Raw genomic sequence first — 16,607 nt, 5'->3', positions numbered from 1 at the left:
AATCATTGAAGAAACGTTCCTGCCTGGGCGGTGGACGATGTGGGGACGGTGCGGCGGGTGGCGGGCGGCGGCCCGTCGAGGGCACCGTCCGGTGCGAAGGAGAAGGCGGTGTCGAAGCCCTCGGTCTTGAACGCCGTGCGGCCGAGCAGGGAGTTGAGGATGGTCGCGCTGCGCCAGGTCGCCAGGCTGAGGTTGGGGTCCGCGACGCCGTGGCTGTGCCGGGCGGCGTTCTGCACCCAGACGCCGCCCGTGCCGACCAGCGCGCCGGGCCCGGCCGGCCGGCACGCCGTGTCGAGGCGGAAGTCGGCCCGGGTGCGGAAGGTGCCGTCGTCGTGGCGCGGCAACTCGTCCAGGAGCGGTGCGAGGAACTCCGGGGCCCCGTCCGAGTAACCGGTGGCGAGGATCACGGTGTCCGCCGCCGCGGCGAGCTCGTCGCCCGGCTCGATCCCGGAGAGCAGGGCCTCGTAGCCGGTCTCCCGCCGCCCGAGCTGGGCCAGCCGGTACCCCGGCAGGACGCTGTGGCCGAAGGCGGTGTCCTCCAGGTAGTCCAGCTCGTACAGGCGGTGGTAGATGTCGGTGAGCAGGCCCTCGCTGACCCCGTCGCTGGTGTAGCGCAGCGCTTCCAGCAGCCGGGCCCTGACCTTGGGGCCGGCGCGGTGGAAGCGGTGCACCCCGGCGGGGGTGAACCAGTCGTTGCCGAACGCCGAGTCGTCCAGCGGCGGCAGGCCGATCCGGCCGGTGGCCCAGACCAGCCGGGAGGGCAGCGCCCCGGGCGCGGAGAGCAGGTGGTGCACGATCTCGGCGGAGCTCTGGCCGCCGCCGACCACCAGCGTCCGGGCCCCTCCCGTGCCGCGCGGGGCCCGGAGGTAGTGGTGCGCGTGGACGACGTCGGGGCCGAGGAACGGCCGCGCCGCTGCGGGCACGTGCGGTCGCCGGCCCGCCCCGAGCACCAGGTTGCGGGACCGCCAGGTGGTGTCGGCAGTGTGCACGAGGAACCCCTCGGGCACCCGCTCGACGGCCCGGACGTCCTGCCCGAAGTGGACCGAGCCGACCCGCTCGGCGGCCCAGGCGTAGTACTGCTCGAACTCCTTGCGGTGGACGCCGCCGCGCGAGCTGACCAGGAAGCGGTGCACGCGCCCGGTGAAGACCAGGTAGTTCAGGAAGGAGTACGGGTTCGTCGGGGAGGAGAGGCTGACCAGGTCCTTCCACGGCGACACCTGGAGCTTGGCGCCGGGAAGCATCAGGCCGGGGTGCCAACGCATCTCGGGGTCGCGTTCCAGTACGGCCAGGCTGAGGCCGGGGATCTCGGTGGCGAGGGCGGCGAGGCTGAGGTTGGAAGGGCCGCAGCCCACGGCTACGACGTCGTACAGGGGGTGTGCGGACACGCGTCCCCTCCGGGTCGGGTGGTGCGCTGGTGGGGTACGGGCACGGCGGTGGGCCGGCTCGCTGCGGTGGGGCGCAGCGCCACGGGGCGGGAGCCGGTGCTGTTCCGTGCCGGGGAGCTCGGAGGCTCGCGGTTCAGGAGATCAGGGGTTCAGGAGTCCAGGGGCTCAGGGGCTCAGGAGTCCGGGGGTTCAGGAGTTCAGGACCAGGACGAGGGCGAGGGCGACGAGCACCAGGCCGGTCGCGGCGTTGAGGGCGCGTCGTGCGGAGGGGCGGCGGAAGACGGCCTGGAAGGCGCCGACCGCGAGGGAGACCGCGACGAACCAGACGAGCACCATCAGGACGGTGATCACGCCGAGGAGCGACTTGTCCGCCCAGGTCGAACGGTCGGTCAGGAACTGCGGGAGCAGCGCGACCAGGAACACGATCGACTTCGGGTTCAGCACGTTGGTGATGAGGCCCTGGCGGAAGGCGGTCCACCGCACGTCGCTCCCCCCGGACCCCGCCGCCGTCCCCGTTCCCGCCTCCGACCCGGCGTCAGCGGCGGGCAGGGCGCCGCCGTCCGGCGCGCGGGCCGCCAGCAGGGACCGGACGCCGAGGTAGCACAGGTAGGCGGCGCCGGCGAGGGTGATCGCCCGGAACACCGTCGGCGAGGCGGCGAGCGCGGCGCCGACACCCACCACGGCGGCGAGGGTGTTGACCGCCATGCCCGCCGCGACGCCCACGGCCGCCCCCAGGCCCGCCGACCGGCCGCGCAGCGCGGCGAAACGGCTGACGAGCGCGAAGTCGGGGCCGGGTGACATGGCGCCGAGCAGGGCGACTCCGGCGTAGGACGCCATCACTCCCAGACCGATCATCACGCGCGGCGCTCCCCGGTGGCGGCGGCGACCGTGCCCCGGCCGGCGCTCGGCAGGGCGCCCCGGCAGATGGTGAGCAACAGGTGGGCCAGGGACGTACCGGCGGAGCCGAGGCGTTCGGTGTAGCGGGCGAGCACCTCGTTCTCCCGCTCCAGCTGGGTGCGCGTTCCCCCGCCGTCGAGACGGATCCGCTGGATGCGGTGGGAGTGCCCGCGGCGCTCGACCACGAGCCGGCCGATCTCGGTGTCGATGGTGTCGATGCGGGAGCGCAGGGTCGCGATGTCGTCCTGCGCCGCGGTACTCGGGTCCAAGGCCATGGGTGTCTCCGATGCGGGTACGGGGGAGGAGGGGCGGGGCCGCCGGGCGTCAGGCCGAGGCCGGTGCGGGCCGGTCCGGGGGCAGGCGGAAGCGGGCGAACAGGAACGTGACCGCGCACAGCAGGGCGATGTAACAGGGGAAGACCGGGCCCCGGGCGTGTTCGGAGGCCCACACGCTGACGTAGGGGGCGGTGCCGCCGAACGCGGCGACGGTCGCCGCGTAGGGCAGCCCGATGCCGGTGCCCCGCACACCGCTCGGGAAGAGCTCCGCCATGACCAGCGCGGCCGTGGCCCCGTACCCGGCGAACAGGAGCAGTCCGAGGACCTCGGCGCCGAGCAGGCCGCCGAAGGAGACCCCGGCGAGGGCGTAGAGCGGCACGCAGAGGACCGCGAACCCGCCCGAGAAGGCCGCCACCAGTCGGCGGGCGCCGATCCGGTCCGCGAGCGCGCCGACGGCCGGCAGCGCGACCAGCAGGACGAGCTGGGCGAGCGTGGTGGCGAGCAGGGCGCGGCCCCGGCTGACGCCCGCCCGCGCCGCTGCGTGGGCGGGCAGTCCGACGATCCAGGTGTAGTAGACCACCGTGGCGCCCGCGGTGATGCCGCACAGGGTGAGGACCGCGCCGGCGTGCTGCCGCAGGGGCGCCAGGACGCCGACCCCCGCCGCTGCGCGCCGCGCCTCCCGGCCCAGGGTCTCGTCCATGCCGCGCCGCAGCACGGCCAGCACCAGGGCCGCGGCCCCGCCCACCAGGAACGGGACGCGCCACCCCCAGGACGCCATCGCGTCCCGCTCCAGGACGAGGGCGAGCAGCGCGCCGAGTCCGGAGGCGAGCAGGGTGCCGGTCAGGTTGCCGATGTAGAGGAAGCTGGAGTAGAGCCCCTTGCGCCCCGCCGGGGCGGACTCCACCAGGTAGGCCGCCGCCGCCGCGAACTCGCCGCCCGCGGACAGACCCTGGACCAGCCGGGCCGTCACCAGCAGGATGGGGGCGAGGACGCCGATCCGCCCGTGGCCGGGCGTGAGGCCGATCAGGAGGCTCCCCGCTGCCATCAGGCCGATCGACAGCAGCATGGCCGCGCGCCGACCGCGCCGGTCGCTCAGCGCCCCCATCAGGAGGCCGCCGACCGGACGGGCCACGAACCCCACCGCGAACACCGCCAGTGAGGAGAGCAGTGCCGTTCCGGCGCTCCCCGAGACGAAGAACCGCGTCGCGAAGAACGGGGCCATCAGCGCGTAGACGTTCCAGTCGTACCACTCCAGGGCGTTGCCCACGGTCGCGGCGATCAGGTTCCGCCTGCCGGGAGCGGGGGCCGCCGGGCCGCCGCCGGTCGCGGCAGGACCGTTCCCCTCGGAGGGAGACTTCTCCCTGCCGGTTCCCGGAGCGGCGGTCGCTCCCGCCCCCACGTGCGCCGCGTGTTTCACAGCTTCCCTCCCCCAGCCGTGTGCGCTACGCGAGTCACTCTGACACTGGCGCATCAATCAGTCAAGTGGATAGCTTTTAGTGAATGCTTCAGACGCAAAGGAGGCATAGATGACTATTATCGACAGCTGTACCGAGATGGACCGGCGCATCGCCTGCGCCCTCCAGGTCCACGGGCGCGCCCCCTGGGACCAGATCGCCCAGATCCTCCGACTCCCCGAGCGCACCACCGCCCGCCGCGGCCAGCGGCTGCTCGAAGCGGGGCTGGTCCGCGTGATCGGACTGCTCGACACCCAGCTGATCGGCCAGCACGCCCCCGTGCTGCTCCGACTGCGCGTCGAGACCGGGTGGGCCCGGGAGATCGCCGAAACGTTCTCCCGGCTCGCCGAGACCCGCACGGTGCTGGCCCTGCTCGGCTCCTTCGACCACTTCGTCGAACTCGTCCCCAAGAGCGAGGACACGCTGCGCGCCCTGCTCATCGACGGGTTGCCGGCCCAGGTCCGCAGCTCCTCGTCCTACCCGGTCCTGCGCTTCTACACCGGCAGCCACCAGTGGAGCGGCGGTGCGCTCACCCCGGCCGAGACGGAGGCCCTCCGGCAGCCCTCACTGGCCCCCTTCGGCTCGCGGCACGGAGAGCTGCGCCTGCACCCCGACGAACTGCGGATGGTCGAACTCCTCGCCCAGGACGGCCGGATGTCCACCACCCGGCTGGCCGCCGAACTCGGCGTCAGCCAGGCCACCGCCTCCCGCCGGCTCGCCGGGCTCCTCGAACAGAACGTCGTCCGGGTCCGCGCGGACGCCGCCCCGGCGCTGTTCGGACTGACCACCGAGGCACTGCTCTGGCTGAACGTCAGCTACCGGCACCTGGACGCCGTCGGACGCGCGCTGTCGGAGCGGCCCGAGGTGATGACGCTCGTCTCGATCACCGGCGAGTACCAGATCTGCGCCCACGTCGCGGTCCGCGACCCCTACCACCTCCAGGACTTCCTGACCGGCGTCGTCGGCAACCTCGACGGGGTCGGCGAGATCGACGTGACGGTGCTGCTGGAAGCCTTCAAACGCGGCGGCTTCGCCGTGCCCCCGGCCCGCGACGGGGCCGCGGCGCCCCCGGACGCCTGAGGACCCGCCCCGTCCCGAGCCCCGCCCCCGTCCCCGTCCCCGTCCCCGTCCTCGTCCCGAGCCTCGCCGCCGCGCCGAGTCCCACCGCCGTGCCGTCAGTGCGTGACCCACCACCCGAAGGAGAACGAACATGACCACCGAGCGATCCCTCCCCGCCTCGAACGTCGTGCAGTACTGCTCCGACCTGATACGCCTGGACACCACGGTCGGACGCCGACCCGAGCGCGGGGCCGCCGAGTACGTGGCCGAACGGCTCGCCGCCGCGGGGCTGGAACCGCTGATGCTGGAGGGCGTCCCGGGCCGCACCAACGTGGTGGCCCGGGTGCCCGGCCGGGAGCCCGGCCTCGCCCCGCTGCTCGTGCACGGCCACCTGGACGTGGTGCCCGCCGACCCCTCCGGCTGGACGGTGCACCCCTTCTCCGGCGAGGTGTGCGACGGCTACGTGTGGGGGCGCGGCGCCGTCGACATGAAGGACATGCTCGCGATGATCCTCGACGTGGTCACCACGATGCGCGCCTCCGGTCTCGCCCCGCGCCGCGACGTGGTCCTGGCGTTCGTCGCGGACGAGGAGGACGGCGGCACGCACGGCGCCGCCTGGCTGACCGAGCGCCACCCCGACCTCTTCGCCGACTGCCGGACGGCGATCGGCGAGGTCGGCGGTTTCAGCGTGCCGACCCCCACCGGGTCCTTCTACCTGCTGGAGACGGCCCAGAAGGGCGCCTTCACCCTCGAACTGACGGCGAACGGGCTGGCCGGGCACGGCTCCATGCTCAACGAGCGCAACGCCGTCCAGATCCTCTCCCGCACCGTCGCCGCCATCGCGGACCACCCGTTCCCGCTCCGGCTGACGCCCACGACGGAGGAGTTCCTCGACAGACTCGGCGAGGCGTTCGGCCTCGACGACGCGAGGAGCGAACCGGAGCGGGTGCTCGCCGCCATCGGGGAGATCGGCAGGATCATCGGGGCGACACTGCGCCACACCGCCACCCCGGTCGCCCTCAGCGCGGGCGGTGCCCCCAACGTCGTGCCGGCCTACGCCCGGGCCCGCATCGACTGCCGCAGCGTCCCCGGCCACGAGGACGAGTTCCTGGCCGAGCTGCGGCGCCTCGTTCCGCCGGAGGTCGCGTCGAGCGTCGTCCCGCGCGGCGGCGGCCACGAGAACGCCCTCGACGAGGACCTCGCCGCGGTGATCTCCGCCGCGCTGCTGGCCGAGGACCCCACCGCCAACCTGGTCCCGTTCTGCATGTCCTCCGCGACCGACGCCCGCCACTTCTCCCGCCTCGGCATCCGCTGTTACGGTTTCGTCCCCCTCCGGCTCCCGCCCGGCGGCGACTTCGTCTCGATGTTCCACGGCACCGACGAACGCGTCGCCGTGGACTCGCTGACCTTCGGCACCCGCGTGTTGCAGCGCTTCCTCACCGACTACTGACCCGGGGCCGCGTCCGTGAAGTCAGTCCGGCGGGCCGGTCCGGCGTCCCCTGACAGGAATGCGAACGGGCGGGCGCCCTTGTTGGCGCCCGCCCGGTGGCGGGTGGGGTCCGACGAAAAGTCAGGCTGCGGCGGCGGCCTTGCGCTCGGCCGTCGTGGCAGGGGCTCAGGTCATCGTGACGACGGGCTTGGAGCAGAGGGTGGCGGCTCCGGTGACGATCAGGACGGCGGCCGTGGCGGCGAACATGGCCCCCAGGTGGGACTTGGCCAGTGCGCCGCACAGCACCAGGGAGACGGGGGCGGCGATGTAGCCCGCGACCATGTCGACGGATATGACGCGACCGAGGATCTCACCGCGGATGTTGCGCTGGATCCAGCTCACTCCGAACACACCCTGGAAGCCGATCCCCAGACCCATGAGCAGCACCACACCGACGGCTTCGGCCAGATTGCCGAGCACCCCCAGGGCGAGCATCCCGGCGCCCAACCAGCCGGTGAGAGCGGAGATGAGCAGGCCCACGCGCAGGTGGCGGCGGGTGGCGCCGCCCAGGAGGGCGCCGACGATGGCTCCTGCGGCCAGTGCGCCGTCGAGCAGGCCGAGGGAGCTCGCTCCGCCGTGGAGCCGGAACTTGGCCAGGCTGGCGAAGCCCACGGTGAACGGGCCCGCGTAGCAGAAGGTCACGGCGGTGTCGATGGCGACCATGGCGCGGATCCGCGGGTCCGAGAAGACGTAGACCAGGCCGGCCCGGATCCGGCCGCCGAGGGATTCCTCGGCCGTGTCGGCTCCGGTCCTGGCTGCCGGGGCGGCGACGCGGCGGGTGGCCCGGCCGACGAACAGGGCGACCAGGGCGAAGCAGCAACTGTCGACGGCGAAGGCGGCGCTGGGGTCGGTGGCGGCCACCACGATGCCGCCGATGGCGGGGCCGAGCACCGAGGCGACCCGACTGCCCACGCTGAGAAGGGCGTTCGCCGGCTCCAACTGCTCGGGCTCGACGACCGAGGGCAGGACGGAGCTGCGTGCGGGCTGGAAGAACGCGTCGACCGCGCCGAAGAGCGCCGCTGCCGCGAACAGCATCCACAGGTTGAGCAGGTGCGTGAATCCGGCTGCCGCCACCCCCGCCATCAGCGCGCAGCGCAGGAGGCTGGAGAACATCATCAGGTGACGGGCCGACATCCTGTCGCTGAGCGCCCCGCCGAGCAGGGTGAGCAGGGCGCGCGGCACGGCTTGGCAGGCGAGGACCACGCCGAGAGCCAGGCTGGACCGGGTGAGCGTGAGGGTGATCCAGGCGAAGGCGACGGTGCTGAACCCGTCTCCCAGGAGCGAGAAGGACTGGGCGGCCCACAGGTTGCGGAAGGAGGGAGTGCGCAGGGGCGCGCGCAGGGAGGGTTGTTCGGCCGGGGGGCCGGGCGGGTTGATGGTCTCAGTCACGCTGGTTCGTCGCCTTCGTCTTCGTCGGGGGCGGAGTGCGGGAGCGGAGTGCGGAGGAGCAGTGCGGAGGACGTCAGTAGCTGACGGGGAGGTCCTTGAGACTGCGGTTGAGCAGCGAGAGCTGCCACTCGTGGCGGGAGGGGAGAAGCCGCAGGTTCGGGTGCTCCCGTACCAGTACCCCGAGCGCACTTCCTGCCACCAGTCGGGCCAGCGGCGCGCCGATGCAGAAGTGGATGCCGTATCCGAAGCCGAGGTGCGAGGTGCGGCCGCGGTGGACGTCGAAGGTGTCCGGGTCGTCGAACTGCCGCGGGTCGCGGTTGGCCGCGGCGGTCACCAGGAAGATCCGGTCACCGGCGCGGATGTCCTGGCCGTCGAGCTGCAGGTCCTCGGCGGCGATGCGCACCGACATCTTGGAGGGGCCGTCGAAGCGCAGGGCCTCCTCGACGGCTCCGGACAGGAGCTTGGGGTTCTCCCGGGCCGCTGCCAGCTGTTGCGGGTGCATCAGCAGGGCGCGCAGTCCGTTGGCGATGAGGTTGCTGGTGGTCTCCCCGCCGGCGAAGGCCAGGTGGCTCAGCATGCCGATGAACTCCTCCTCGCTGACCGTGTCGCCGATGGCGCCCCCGGCCAGCACCGCGCTGATCAGGTCGTCCTGGGGCTGCTCACGGCGCAGGCGCACCAGGTCGGCCAGGTAGTCGTAGAGCTTGACCAGTGACTGCAGCGAGGTGCGGTACTCCCGTTCCTCCTGGGCGGCGCCCAGCACCAGGTCGCCCACGCGGGCGTTCCAGTACCAGAACGAAGGAGCGTGCGTGTGCGGAACACCGAGCCAGCGGGCGAAGACCAGGCTGGGCAGGGTCTTGGCCACATCGGCGACGGCGTCCCCGCTGCTGCCGGGCGCGGCGCGGCGGGCCAGCAGCGAGGCGGTGGCCTTCTCGATCAGCCCCGCGTAGCGGTTGATGGCGCGGGCGGAGAACTGGTCCTGGAACACCCCGCGCAGCCTGCGGTGCTGCGGCGGGTCGTTGAAGACCATCCAGTGCGACAGCAGACCGACCGCGCGCCGGGCCTCGTCGTCCAGGACGCTGTCCGGGATGGCCTCCATCAGCGGTCGCACCCGGTCGGCGGACAGCGACGGGTGGCCCAGCGCCTCGGCCATCTGCGCGTAGCCGGTGACCAGCCAGGCCCGGTGGATGCTGCTCCAGTGGACGGGCCGGTGCTCGCGCAGCGCGTTGAGGTAGGGGTACGGGTCGGCGTTGACCTGGGGGTCCAGCAGGTAGCGCTCGGTGAAGCGGGTGGCGGTCAGCACGGACGTCCTCCGGAGGTGAGCGTGTCGAGCAGCGCGGCGATGTTGCCGACGCCGGGATCGGTGAGCATGGTGCGGTGCCCCCCGGGGAGGTGGTGCACCTGGAGTCCACCCACCGCCAGGCCCTGCCAGGCCGACAGGTAATCGCGGTAGGGGACACCGATGTCGGGCATCGAGGTGTCCTGGGGCCGGTCGGCGGTGTCCTGGCCGATGACCAGGTGGATCTGTCCGGGGTAGGGGCGCGCCCGGTAGCCGGCCAGGGCCTGCAGCAGCGAGTGCCACACCTCGATCGGAGCGTCCTGGGCCAGGTCGACCTCCTCGTCGACCATGCCCGCGTCGCGCAGGACGGTCCGCAGCCGGGCGTCCGCCGCGGTGCGGGCCTCGGATCCGGCGGGTGCGGCGCGCAGCTCGTCGCGAAGGACCAGGGCGTGGCGCTGCTGCTCGGCGAAGCCGACGAGCCGGCGGTGGGTGTCCGGGGTGGGCAGGTAGGGCTCCACCAGCACCAGCGGCGCCACCTCGGCACCGGCGTCGAGCAGCTGGGTGGCCATCTCCAGGGCGATGTTGGCGCCCATCGACCAGCCGAGGATCGCGTGCGGTCCACTGTCCCGGTCGGCCGTCAGTTCGCGGACGTAGTTGCCGGCGATCTCACGGATCGTGAGCGGGTCGGTGCCGCCGGCCAGACCCAGCGCCTGGTAGCCGTGCACCGGACGGGCGCCGCCCAGGGCCCGGGCGAGCGGGAGGTACCAGGTGACGCTGCCTCCGGTGGGGTGGACGCAGTTCAGCGGCTGCCCCGCCCCCGGCCGCAGCACCACCCGGGAGCGGGGGCCCGCCACCGGGTCCGCGGCGGGCCGACGTCCGCCGATGCCGGCGATGGTCGGCGATTCGACCAGGTCACGGACGGTCAGGGCCAGACCCTGGGCGCGCGCCTTGGCCACCACCCGGACCGTCGAGAGGGAACTGCCGCCCAGCGCGAAGAAGTCGTCCTGGATGCCGACCCGCTCCACGCCCAGCACCTCGGCCCACACCTGTGCCAGCGCCTGTTCGGCGGGGGTGCGCGGGGCGACGTAGTCGGCCGCCGATCCGGTGCGGACGCTCTGCACGGGCGGCAGTGCCCGGCGGTTGACCTTGCGGTTGGCGGTGAGCGGTACCGCGTCGATGACCACGTAGGCGGTCGGCACCATGTGGGCCGGCAGCCGACGCCGGAGCGCCTGGCGCAGTTCCTCGGCCTGCGGGGCGCTGCCCGCCTCCTGCGGCACCACGTAGGCGACCAGCCGGGGGTCGCCGCCCCCGTCGGCGCGCACCATCGCCACGGCCGACCGGACGCCGGGGTGGGTCAGCAGGGCGTCCTCGACCTCGCCGAGCTCGATCCGGAATCCCCGGAGCTTGACCTGGCTGTCCTGGCGTCCGACGTAGTCGAGCGAGCCGTCGGCCGAGTGGCGGACGATGTCGCCGGTGCGGAACAGCCGGGCGCCGCTGCGGCCGCTGAAGGGGTCGGGGACGAAGCGCTGCGCGGTGATCCCGGGGCGGCCCAGGTAGCCGCGGGCCAGACTGAGGCCGCCGATGCAGAGCTCGCCGGGGGCGCCGACCGGTACGGGTTCCAGGTCCTCGTTGAGGACATAGGCCTCGGTGTTGCGGATGGGGGTGCCGATGGAGGGCCGGCCGCCGCCCGGCAGACACCGGGCCGCGGTCACCCACACGGAGGTCTCGGTCAGGCCGTAGCCGTTGAGGAAGCGCCGCCCGGGCGCCCAGGCGTCGACGATCTCGGCGGGGCAGGCCTCGCCGGCGACCATCAGGGTGCGCAGGTCCGGCAGTCCCTGCGGGTCCATGACGCTCAGCGCGGTCGGGGGCAGGACCGCCGCGGTGATCCGCTGGGTGCGCAGGGTACGGGTGAGGTCGGCGCCGGGCGCCAGGTCCTGGCGTGCGGCGGTGCACAGTTGCGCGCCGTTGGCCAGCGCCCAGGTCATCTCGAACACCGAGGCGTCGAAGCTGCTGGACGCGAACTGCAGCACGCGGTCGTCCGGGGACGGAGCCAGGACGTCCTGCTGCGCCCGGACCAGGTTCAGCATCCCGCGATGGGTGACCGCCACCCCCTTGGGCGTGCCGGTGGAGCCGGAGGTGTAGATCACATAGGCGGTGCTGTCCGGTCCCACACCGGACTTGGGGCAGCCGGCCGGGAGGTGCTCGGACTCCGGGTCCGGGTCCGCGGTGAGTGCGCCGATCATGAGCGTGTGCCGGACCGGAGGGGCGGCGTGGGCCAGCTCGGGCTGGGTCAGCAGCACCGTCATGGCCGAGTCCCCGACCATGAAGGCGAGCCGCTCCCCGGGGTATTCGGGGTCCAGGCACAGGTAGGCGGCACCGGACTTGAGCACCCCCAGGACCGCCCGCGCGAGGTCCGGGCCCCGTTCCAGGCAGATGCCGACCACGGTCTCGGTGTCGACTCCCAGCGCGCGCAGCCGCCGGGCGATCCGGTCGCCGGCGCGGTCGAGCTCGCCGTAGCCGGTGACGTCCCGGCCGTGGACCAGGGCGGGGGCCTGCGGGTGCTGCTCGGCGTGCTGCTGGACCAGTTCGTGGAACAGCCGCCGGTCGTCCTCCTCCTGGTACGGGTCCTGCTGCCGGTCCTGCGTGGTGGCGGCGTTCCAGCGGTGCAGCACCAGGTCGCGTGCGGCGCCGGTGAGGGCGGGCCGGGTGACCGGGCCGTGGGGCTCGGCGGCCATCGCCCGCAGCAGGCTCCGGTAGGTGTCCGCGAGCTGTTCGCAGGCGGTGGCGTCCAGGTAGCGGGGGTCGGCGTCCAGGGTCATGCCGCCCGGGTTGGCGTTCAGGCTGAGCGGGAAGTTGGTGCGGGCGACCTCCAAGGTGTCCTCCCACACGTCCTTCTCGAGCCGGTGGAAGTTGACGAAGTTGAAGACGGCCTCGACCGCCACTCCGCCCAGCGAGCGCTGCATCTCGGCGAGCGGGAACCGCCGGTGGGGCATCAGGGCGCGCTCGGCGGCGAAGGTCTCGCGCAGGTACTCGACCCAGCTGCGGGCGGTGGAGTGGAACCCGATCGGCACCGTGTTGAGGAACAGGCCGCGCATCAGGTCCGCGTCGGCGTGCTCGGGGCGGCCGTTGGTGACCATGCCGATGCTGTAGGGGTCGTCGCCGGCGAAGAGGCCCATCAGCCGGTGGAAGGCCGCGAGGAAGACCGTCCGCACCGGGACCCCGGCCAGGGCGGCGACCTCGGCCAGGGGCTCGGCCAGTTCCCGGTAGGAGCGCTCGGCCTCGTGCGGCGGCCGGTCGCCGACCGGGGCCGGCCCGGGGGCCGGGGCGAAGTGGACCGGTTCCAGGCCGACCAGCGCCTCGTGCCAGAAGTCGCGGGACGCGGTGGAGGCCAGTGCCTCGCGCTCCAGCGCCACGTAGTCCGCGAAGCGCACCGCGGGTCCGGCCGCGACGGTGGGCTCCGGGCCGGCCGCCCGGCGGTGGTGCAGCTCCATCAGGTCCGCGATGAACGAGGTCAGGCTCCAGCCGTCGAGCACCACGTGGCAGTCGGTGATGGTCAGCCGGAACTGCTCCTCGTCGAGCCGGTGCACGAACAGCCGTACCAGCGGGGCGGCGGACAGGTCGAAGGGCAGCGCGGCCTGTTCGCGCACGTGGGCGGCGGCCGCCTCGCGCTGCTCGGCCGCGGACAGGCCGCGCAGGTCGGCGAAGCCCACCGGCAGGGCGGCCCGCCGGTGCACCAGTTGCAGCGGCTCGGTGTCGCGCAGCAGGTCGAAGGAGGTGCGCAGGATGTCGTGGCGCTCGACCAGCACGTCCACGGCCTCCTGGAACGCGGCGAGGTCGAAGCCGGCGCTGTCGCGCAGCTTGAAGCTGGTCACATTGTGGTAGGCGCCGCGCTCCGGATCGCTCATCAACTCGTGCAGCATGCCCGCCTGAAGCATCGTCAGCGGATAGGCGTCCTCGACGTCCGGGGGCAGGGAGGCCGCCTCGGCGCTGTCGATCATGGACAGGGGCGCCACCGGTGCCGCCTCGACGGATGCCGTCGAGTGGTCCGCCACCTCCGCCAGGTCCGCCAGGACCTGGGCCCGGAAGATGTCCGGGATGCTCAGTGCCAGCCCGGCCTCGCGGGCCAGCCCGATCACCCGCAGGGCCAGGATGGAGTCGCCGCCCAGCCGGAAGAAGTTGTCGTCCGCGCCGACCCGGTCGAGCCCGAGGACCTTGCCCCAGATACCGGTCAGCAACTCCTCGGTGGGGGTGCGCGGCGCGGTGTACTGCGCGCTGAGGTCGGCCTCGCGGGCCTGGAGCAGCGCCAGGGCCTTGCGGTCGACCTTGCCGTTCACGGTCAGCGGCAGGGTCCGGTGCTCGGTGATCAGGGCCGGGACCATGTAGTCGGGCAGGCTGCGGGCGAGGTGGGCGCGCAGCTCGCGGGTGTCGACCGGGGAGCCGCCGACCGGGCGGCTGTCGACCGGGGTGGCGGCGCCGGTGGCGATGTGCCCGACCAGCCGTCGCACGCCGCCCGGCTCCTCGCGGACCACGAGGGCGGCGTCGACCACGCCGGGGAAGCCGCGCAGCGCGGCCTCGATCTCGCCCAGTTCGATCCGGAAGCCGCGGATCTTGACCTGGGCGTCCACCCGGCCCAGGAACTCCAACTGCCCGTCGGGCAGCCGCCGGACCCGGTCGCCGGTCCGGTACAGCCGGCCACCGGGCGGCCCGTAGGGGTCGGGCACGAAGCGCTCGGCGGTCAGCGACGGGCGTCCGAGATAGCCCCGGGCCAGACCCGCCCCGGCGACGTACAGCTCGCCCGGGACACCGATCGGTACCAGCCGCTGGTGCTGGTCGAGCACGTATCCGCGCAGGTCCGTCAGCGGCACCCCGATCGGCGACAGGGTGTCGCCCTCGGCGTCCTCGCGGGTCAGGACCCGATGGGTGACGTGCACGGTGGTCTCGGTGATCCCGTACATGTTCACCAGCTGCGGCCGGTGCGGCGAGGGATCGGCGAACCAGTCGCCGAAGTCCCGCGCGCTCAGCGCGTCGCCGCCGAAGACGACGGTCCGCAGGGCGAGTTCCGCGAACGAGCGCCCGGACTGCGCGGCCTGCGCCCGTAGGCCCTGGAAGGCGGCGGGGGTCTGGCTCAGGACGGTGACGCGCTCGGTGGCCAGCAGGTCGAAGACGGCCTCCGGATCCCGGACCACGTCCTTGGAGGCGATCACCACGCGCCCGCCCTTGGCCAGCGCCCCCCACAGCTCCCAGACCGAGAAGTCGAAGGCGAAGGAGTGCAGCAGCGACCAGACGTCGTCCGGGCCGAAGTCGAACGACGCCTCGCAGGCTGCGAACAGGCGGGCGGCGTTGTGGTGGGTGACCACGACGCCCTTCGGGCGGCCGGTGGAGCCGGAGGTGTAGATGATGTAGGCGGCGTTGCCGGGCCGAAGCGCGGTGCCCGGCGTGGTGTCCCGGTCGGGGGAGGCGGCGCCGTCGAGCGCGCCGGGCGCGTCCAGCACCAGCACCTCGGCGCCCAGGCCCGCGACCTTGTCGCGGGTGGCGCTGTCGGTGAGCAGCAGGGTGGCGCCGGCGTCGTCGACCATGAACCGGAGGCGCTCGCCCGGGTGGGAGCCGTCCATGGGCAGGTAGGCCCCGCCGGCCTTCCAGATCCCCAGCACCGCGACCGCGAGCCATTCGTTGCGGCCCGCGCAGACGCCGACCCGGGACTCGGGGCGCACCCCGCGGCGGCGCAGCACTCGCGCCAACCGCTCGGCCCGATCGTCGAGTTGCGCATACGTGAGGTGCCTGTCCGCGCACACCACCGCGACCTGGTCGGGGCGGTGGCGGACCTGGTGGTGGAAGGCGTCCAGCAGCAGCGGCACCGTCGGGGGCGTCACGGGGTCGGGGTTGCCCGCCCGAGCCAGCAGCGCCGCGCGCTCCTCCTCGGCCAGCGGCTCCAGGTCGGCGATCGCGGTCGCCGGGCGGGTGACGATCGCGTCGAGCACCCGGTGCACGTGGTCGGCCAGGGTCGCGACCGTCCCGGGGTCGAAGAGGTCGCGCCGGTAGACGAACGAGAGCGTCAGCCCGTCCGGCTGCTCGGTGGCGTGCAGTGACAGGTCGAACTTCGCGATGTCCGCGCCGACGGACACGCTCTCGCCGCGTGCGCCGCCCAGCGTGAAGCCACCCCCGTCGGCGTACTCGTAGGCGAAGAGCACCTGGAACAGCGGGTTGCGGCCCAGGTCGCGGTCCGGGCCGAGCACCTCGACCAGGCGCTCGAAGGGGACGTCCTGGTGGTCCATCGCGCCCAGGGCCGCGTCCCGTACCCGGCCCAGGTAGTCGGCGAGCGTCGGGTTCCCGGACAGGTCCCCCCGCATGACCAGGGTGTTGACGAAGAACCCGACCAGCGACTCGGTCTGCGGACGGTCGCGGTTGGCCACGATCGTGCCCACGGCGATGTCCTCCTGCCCGGTGTGGAAGCCGAGGGCGATCTGGTAGGCGGCCAGCAGCGTCATGAACATCGTCGAGCTGCTGCGCTCGTTGAGCTGCCGCAGCGACTGCCGCAGCCGGGAGGGGAGGGTCAGCTTGAAGACCGCCCCCTCGTGGGAGCGTTCCACCGGGCGCGGCCGGTCGGTGGGCAGCTCCAGCGGAGCGAGGCCGGCCAGCCGGGTCCGCCAGTAGTCCAGGTGGCGCTCCGCTCGAGCCCGGCCGCCCGCGGCGGACTCCCACGCCGCGTAGTCGCGGTAGGTGATCGGCAGCTCCGGCAGCGCGGCGGGCCGGCCCCCGGTGCGGGCGCCGTACAGGGCCTCCAGGTCGCGGCAGATGATGCCCAGGGACCAGGCGTCGGAGACGATGTGATGCATCGCCAGGACCAGGACGTGGTCCACCGCCCCGATCCGCACCAGGGTGGCCCGGAACGGGGCCTCCGCCGCCAGATCGAAGGGCCGGTTCGCGGCGGCTCCGGTGGCCGCGGTCGCGGCCCGCTCCCGGGCCTCCGGCGCGACACCGGACAGGTCCACCCACTCCGGCGTGAACCCGCCGGCCGGCAGCTCCTCCTGGAAGGCCACGCCGCCGCGGCTCGGGAAGCGGGTCCGCAGCTGCGGGTGCCGCTGGACCAGGTCGCCGAGGGCGAGCTCCAGCGCGGAGCGGTCGAGCTCCCCGGACAGTCGCCAGACGGCGGGCATCAGGTACTCGGTGCTGCCGGGCTGCAACTGGTCCAGGAAGTTGAGGCGCTGCTGCGCGCTGGACAGCGGCACCGCGGTGGCGCCCGGGGCGAGGCGCGGGATCTCCGGAGCGACCTGGCCGGCGGCCTGCACACCGCGCAGGCGCTGGTTCAGCAGGGCGCGCGCGGCGGGCGTGAGGGCCCGGCGGAGCGGGGGCTCGGCGGTTTCCGTGGTGATTGACATGTCAGAT

Annotated in this window: 9 protein-coding genes; 2 read left to right on the top strand and 7 right to left on the bottom strand. The window is 73.6% G+C overall.

Features of this window, described 5'->3' with window-relative positions; translation table 11 throughout:
• Positions 1–2: 2 nt before the first annotated feature.
• The 4 genes from ACIOHG_RS03170 to ACIOHG_RS03155 all read right to left on the bottom strand — a co-directional run bounded on the left by ACIOHG_RS03170 (position 3) and on the right by ACIOHG_RS03155 (position 3,824).
• Positions 3–1,385 carry a lysine N(6)-hydroxylase/L-ornithine N(5)-oxygenase family protein gene (locus ACIOHG_RS03170; RefSeq protein WP_400944667.1) on the bottom strand — a complete coding sequence of 461 codons (1,383 nt, stop codon included), beginning with the start codon at positions 1,383–1,385 and terminating at the stop codon, positions 3–5.
• Positions 1,386–1,574: 189 nt separating this feature from the next.
• Positions 1,575–2,240 (bottom strand): LysE family translocator, encoded by a 666-nt coding sequence (locus tag ACIOHG_RS03165; RefSeq protein ID WP_400944665.1) that lies wholly within the window; start codon positions 2,238–2,240, stop codon positions 1,575–1,577.
• On the bottom strand, positions 2,240–2,557 hold the full coding sequence (locus tag ACIOHG_RS03160; protein WP_400944663.1) for a chorismate mutase: 318 nt from the start codon (positions 2,555–2,557) through the stop codon (positions 2,240–2,242). Before ACIOHG_RS03160 ends, ACIOHG_RS03165 begins: the two co-directional genes overlap by 1 nt.
• A 49-nt stretch (positions 2,558–2,606) precedes the next feature.
• Positions 2,607–3,824 carry an MFS transporter gene (locus ACIOHG_RS03155; RefSeq protein WP_400944661.1) on the bottom strand — a complete coding sequence of 406 codons (1,218 nt, stop codon included), beginning with the start codon at positions 3,822–3,824 and terminating at the stop codon, positions 2,607–2,609.
• Positions 3,825–4,083: 259 nt separating this feature from the next.
• Between ACIOHG_RS03155 and ACIOHG_RS03150 the strand changes: the two genes are divergently transcribed.
• Together ACIOHG_RS03150 and ACIOHG_RS03145 are read left to right on the top strand one after the other, a co-directional pair.
• The gene (locus ACIOHG_RS03150) at positions 4,084–5,091 is read left to right on the top strand and encodes an Lrp/AsnC family transcriptional regulator (RefSeq protein WP_400944659.1); all 1,008 of its coding nucleotides are present in this window, start codon (positions 4,084–4,086) and stop codon (positions 5,089–5,091) included.
• Positions 5,092–5,221: 130 nt separating this feature from the next.
• The gene (locus ACIOHG_RS03145; protein ID WP_400944657.1) at positions 5,222–6,520 is read left to right on the top strand and encodes a M20/M25/M40 family metallo-hydrolase; all 1,299 of its coding nucleotides are present in this window, start codon (positions 5,222–5,224) and stop codon (positions 6,518–6,520) included.
• A gap of 165 nt (positions 6,521–6,685) precedes the next feature.
• Here ACIOHG_RS03145 and ACIOHG_RS03140 read toward each other — a convergent pair whose 3' ends face one another.
• From ACIOHG_RS03140 to ACIOHG_RS03130, 3 genes are all read right to left on the bottom strand, one after another.
• The gene (locus ACIOHG_RS03140) at positions 6,686–7,948 is read right to left on the bottom strand and encodes an MFS transporter (protein WP_400944655.1); all 1,263 of its coding nucleotides are present in this window, start codon (positions 7,946–7,948) and stop codon (positions 6,686–6,688) included.
• A gap of 73 nt (positions 7,949–8,021) precedes the next feature.
• Positions 8,022–9,248, bottom strand: coding sequence for a cytochrome P450 (locus ACIOHG_RS03135; RefSeq protein WP_400944653.1), 1,227 nt, complete (start codon positions 9,246–9,248; stop codon positions 8,022–8,024).
• On the bottom strand, positions 9,242–16,600 hold the full coding sequence (locus tag ACIOHG_RS03130; protein ID WP_400944651.1) for an amino acid adenylation domain-containing protein: 7,359 nt from the start codon (positions 16,598–16,600) through the stop codon (positions 9,242–9,244). Before ACIOHG_RS03130 ends, ACIOHG_RS03135 begins: the two co-directional genes overlap by 7 nt.
• Positions 16,601–16,607: the final 7 nt, after the last annotated feature.

Origin of the sequence: Kitasatospora sp. NPDC088134 (assembly GCF_044741705.1) — a bacterium.
In the GTDB taxonomy this organism is placed as follows: Bacteria; Actinomycetota; Actinomycetes; order Streptomycetales; family Streptomycetaceae; genus Kitasatospora.
Note: the sequence above shows the minus strand (reverse complement) of the source record. Positions and strands in the feature narration are given on the sequence as shown.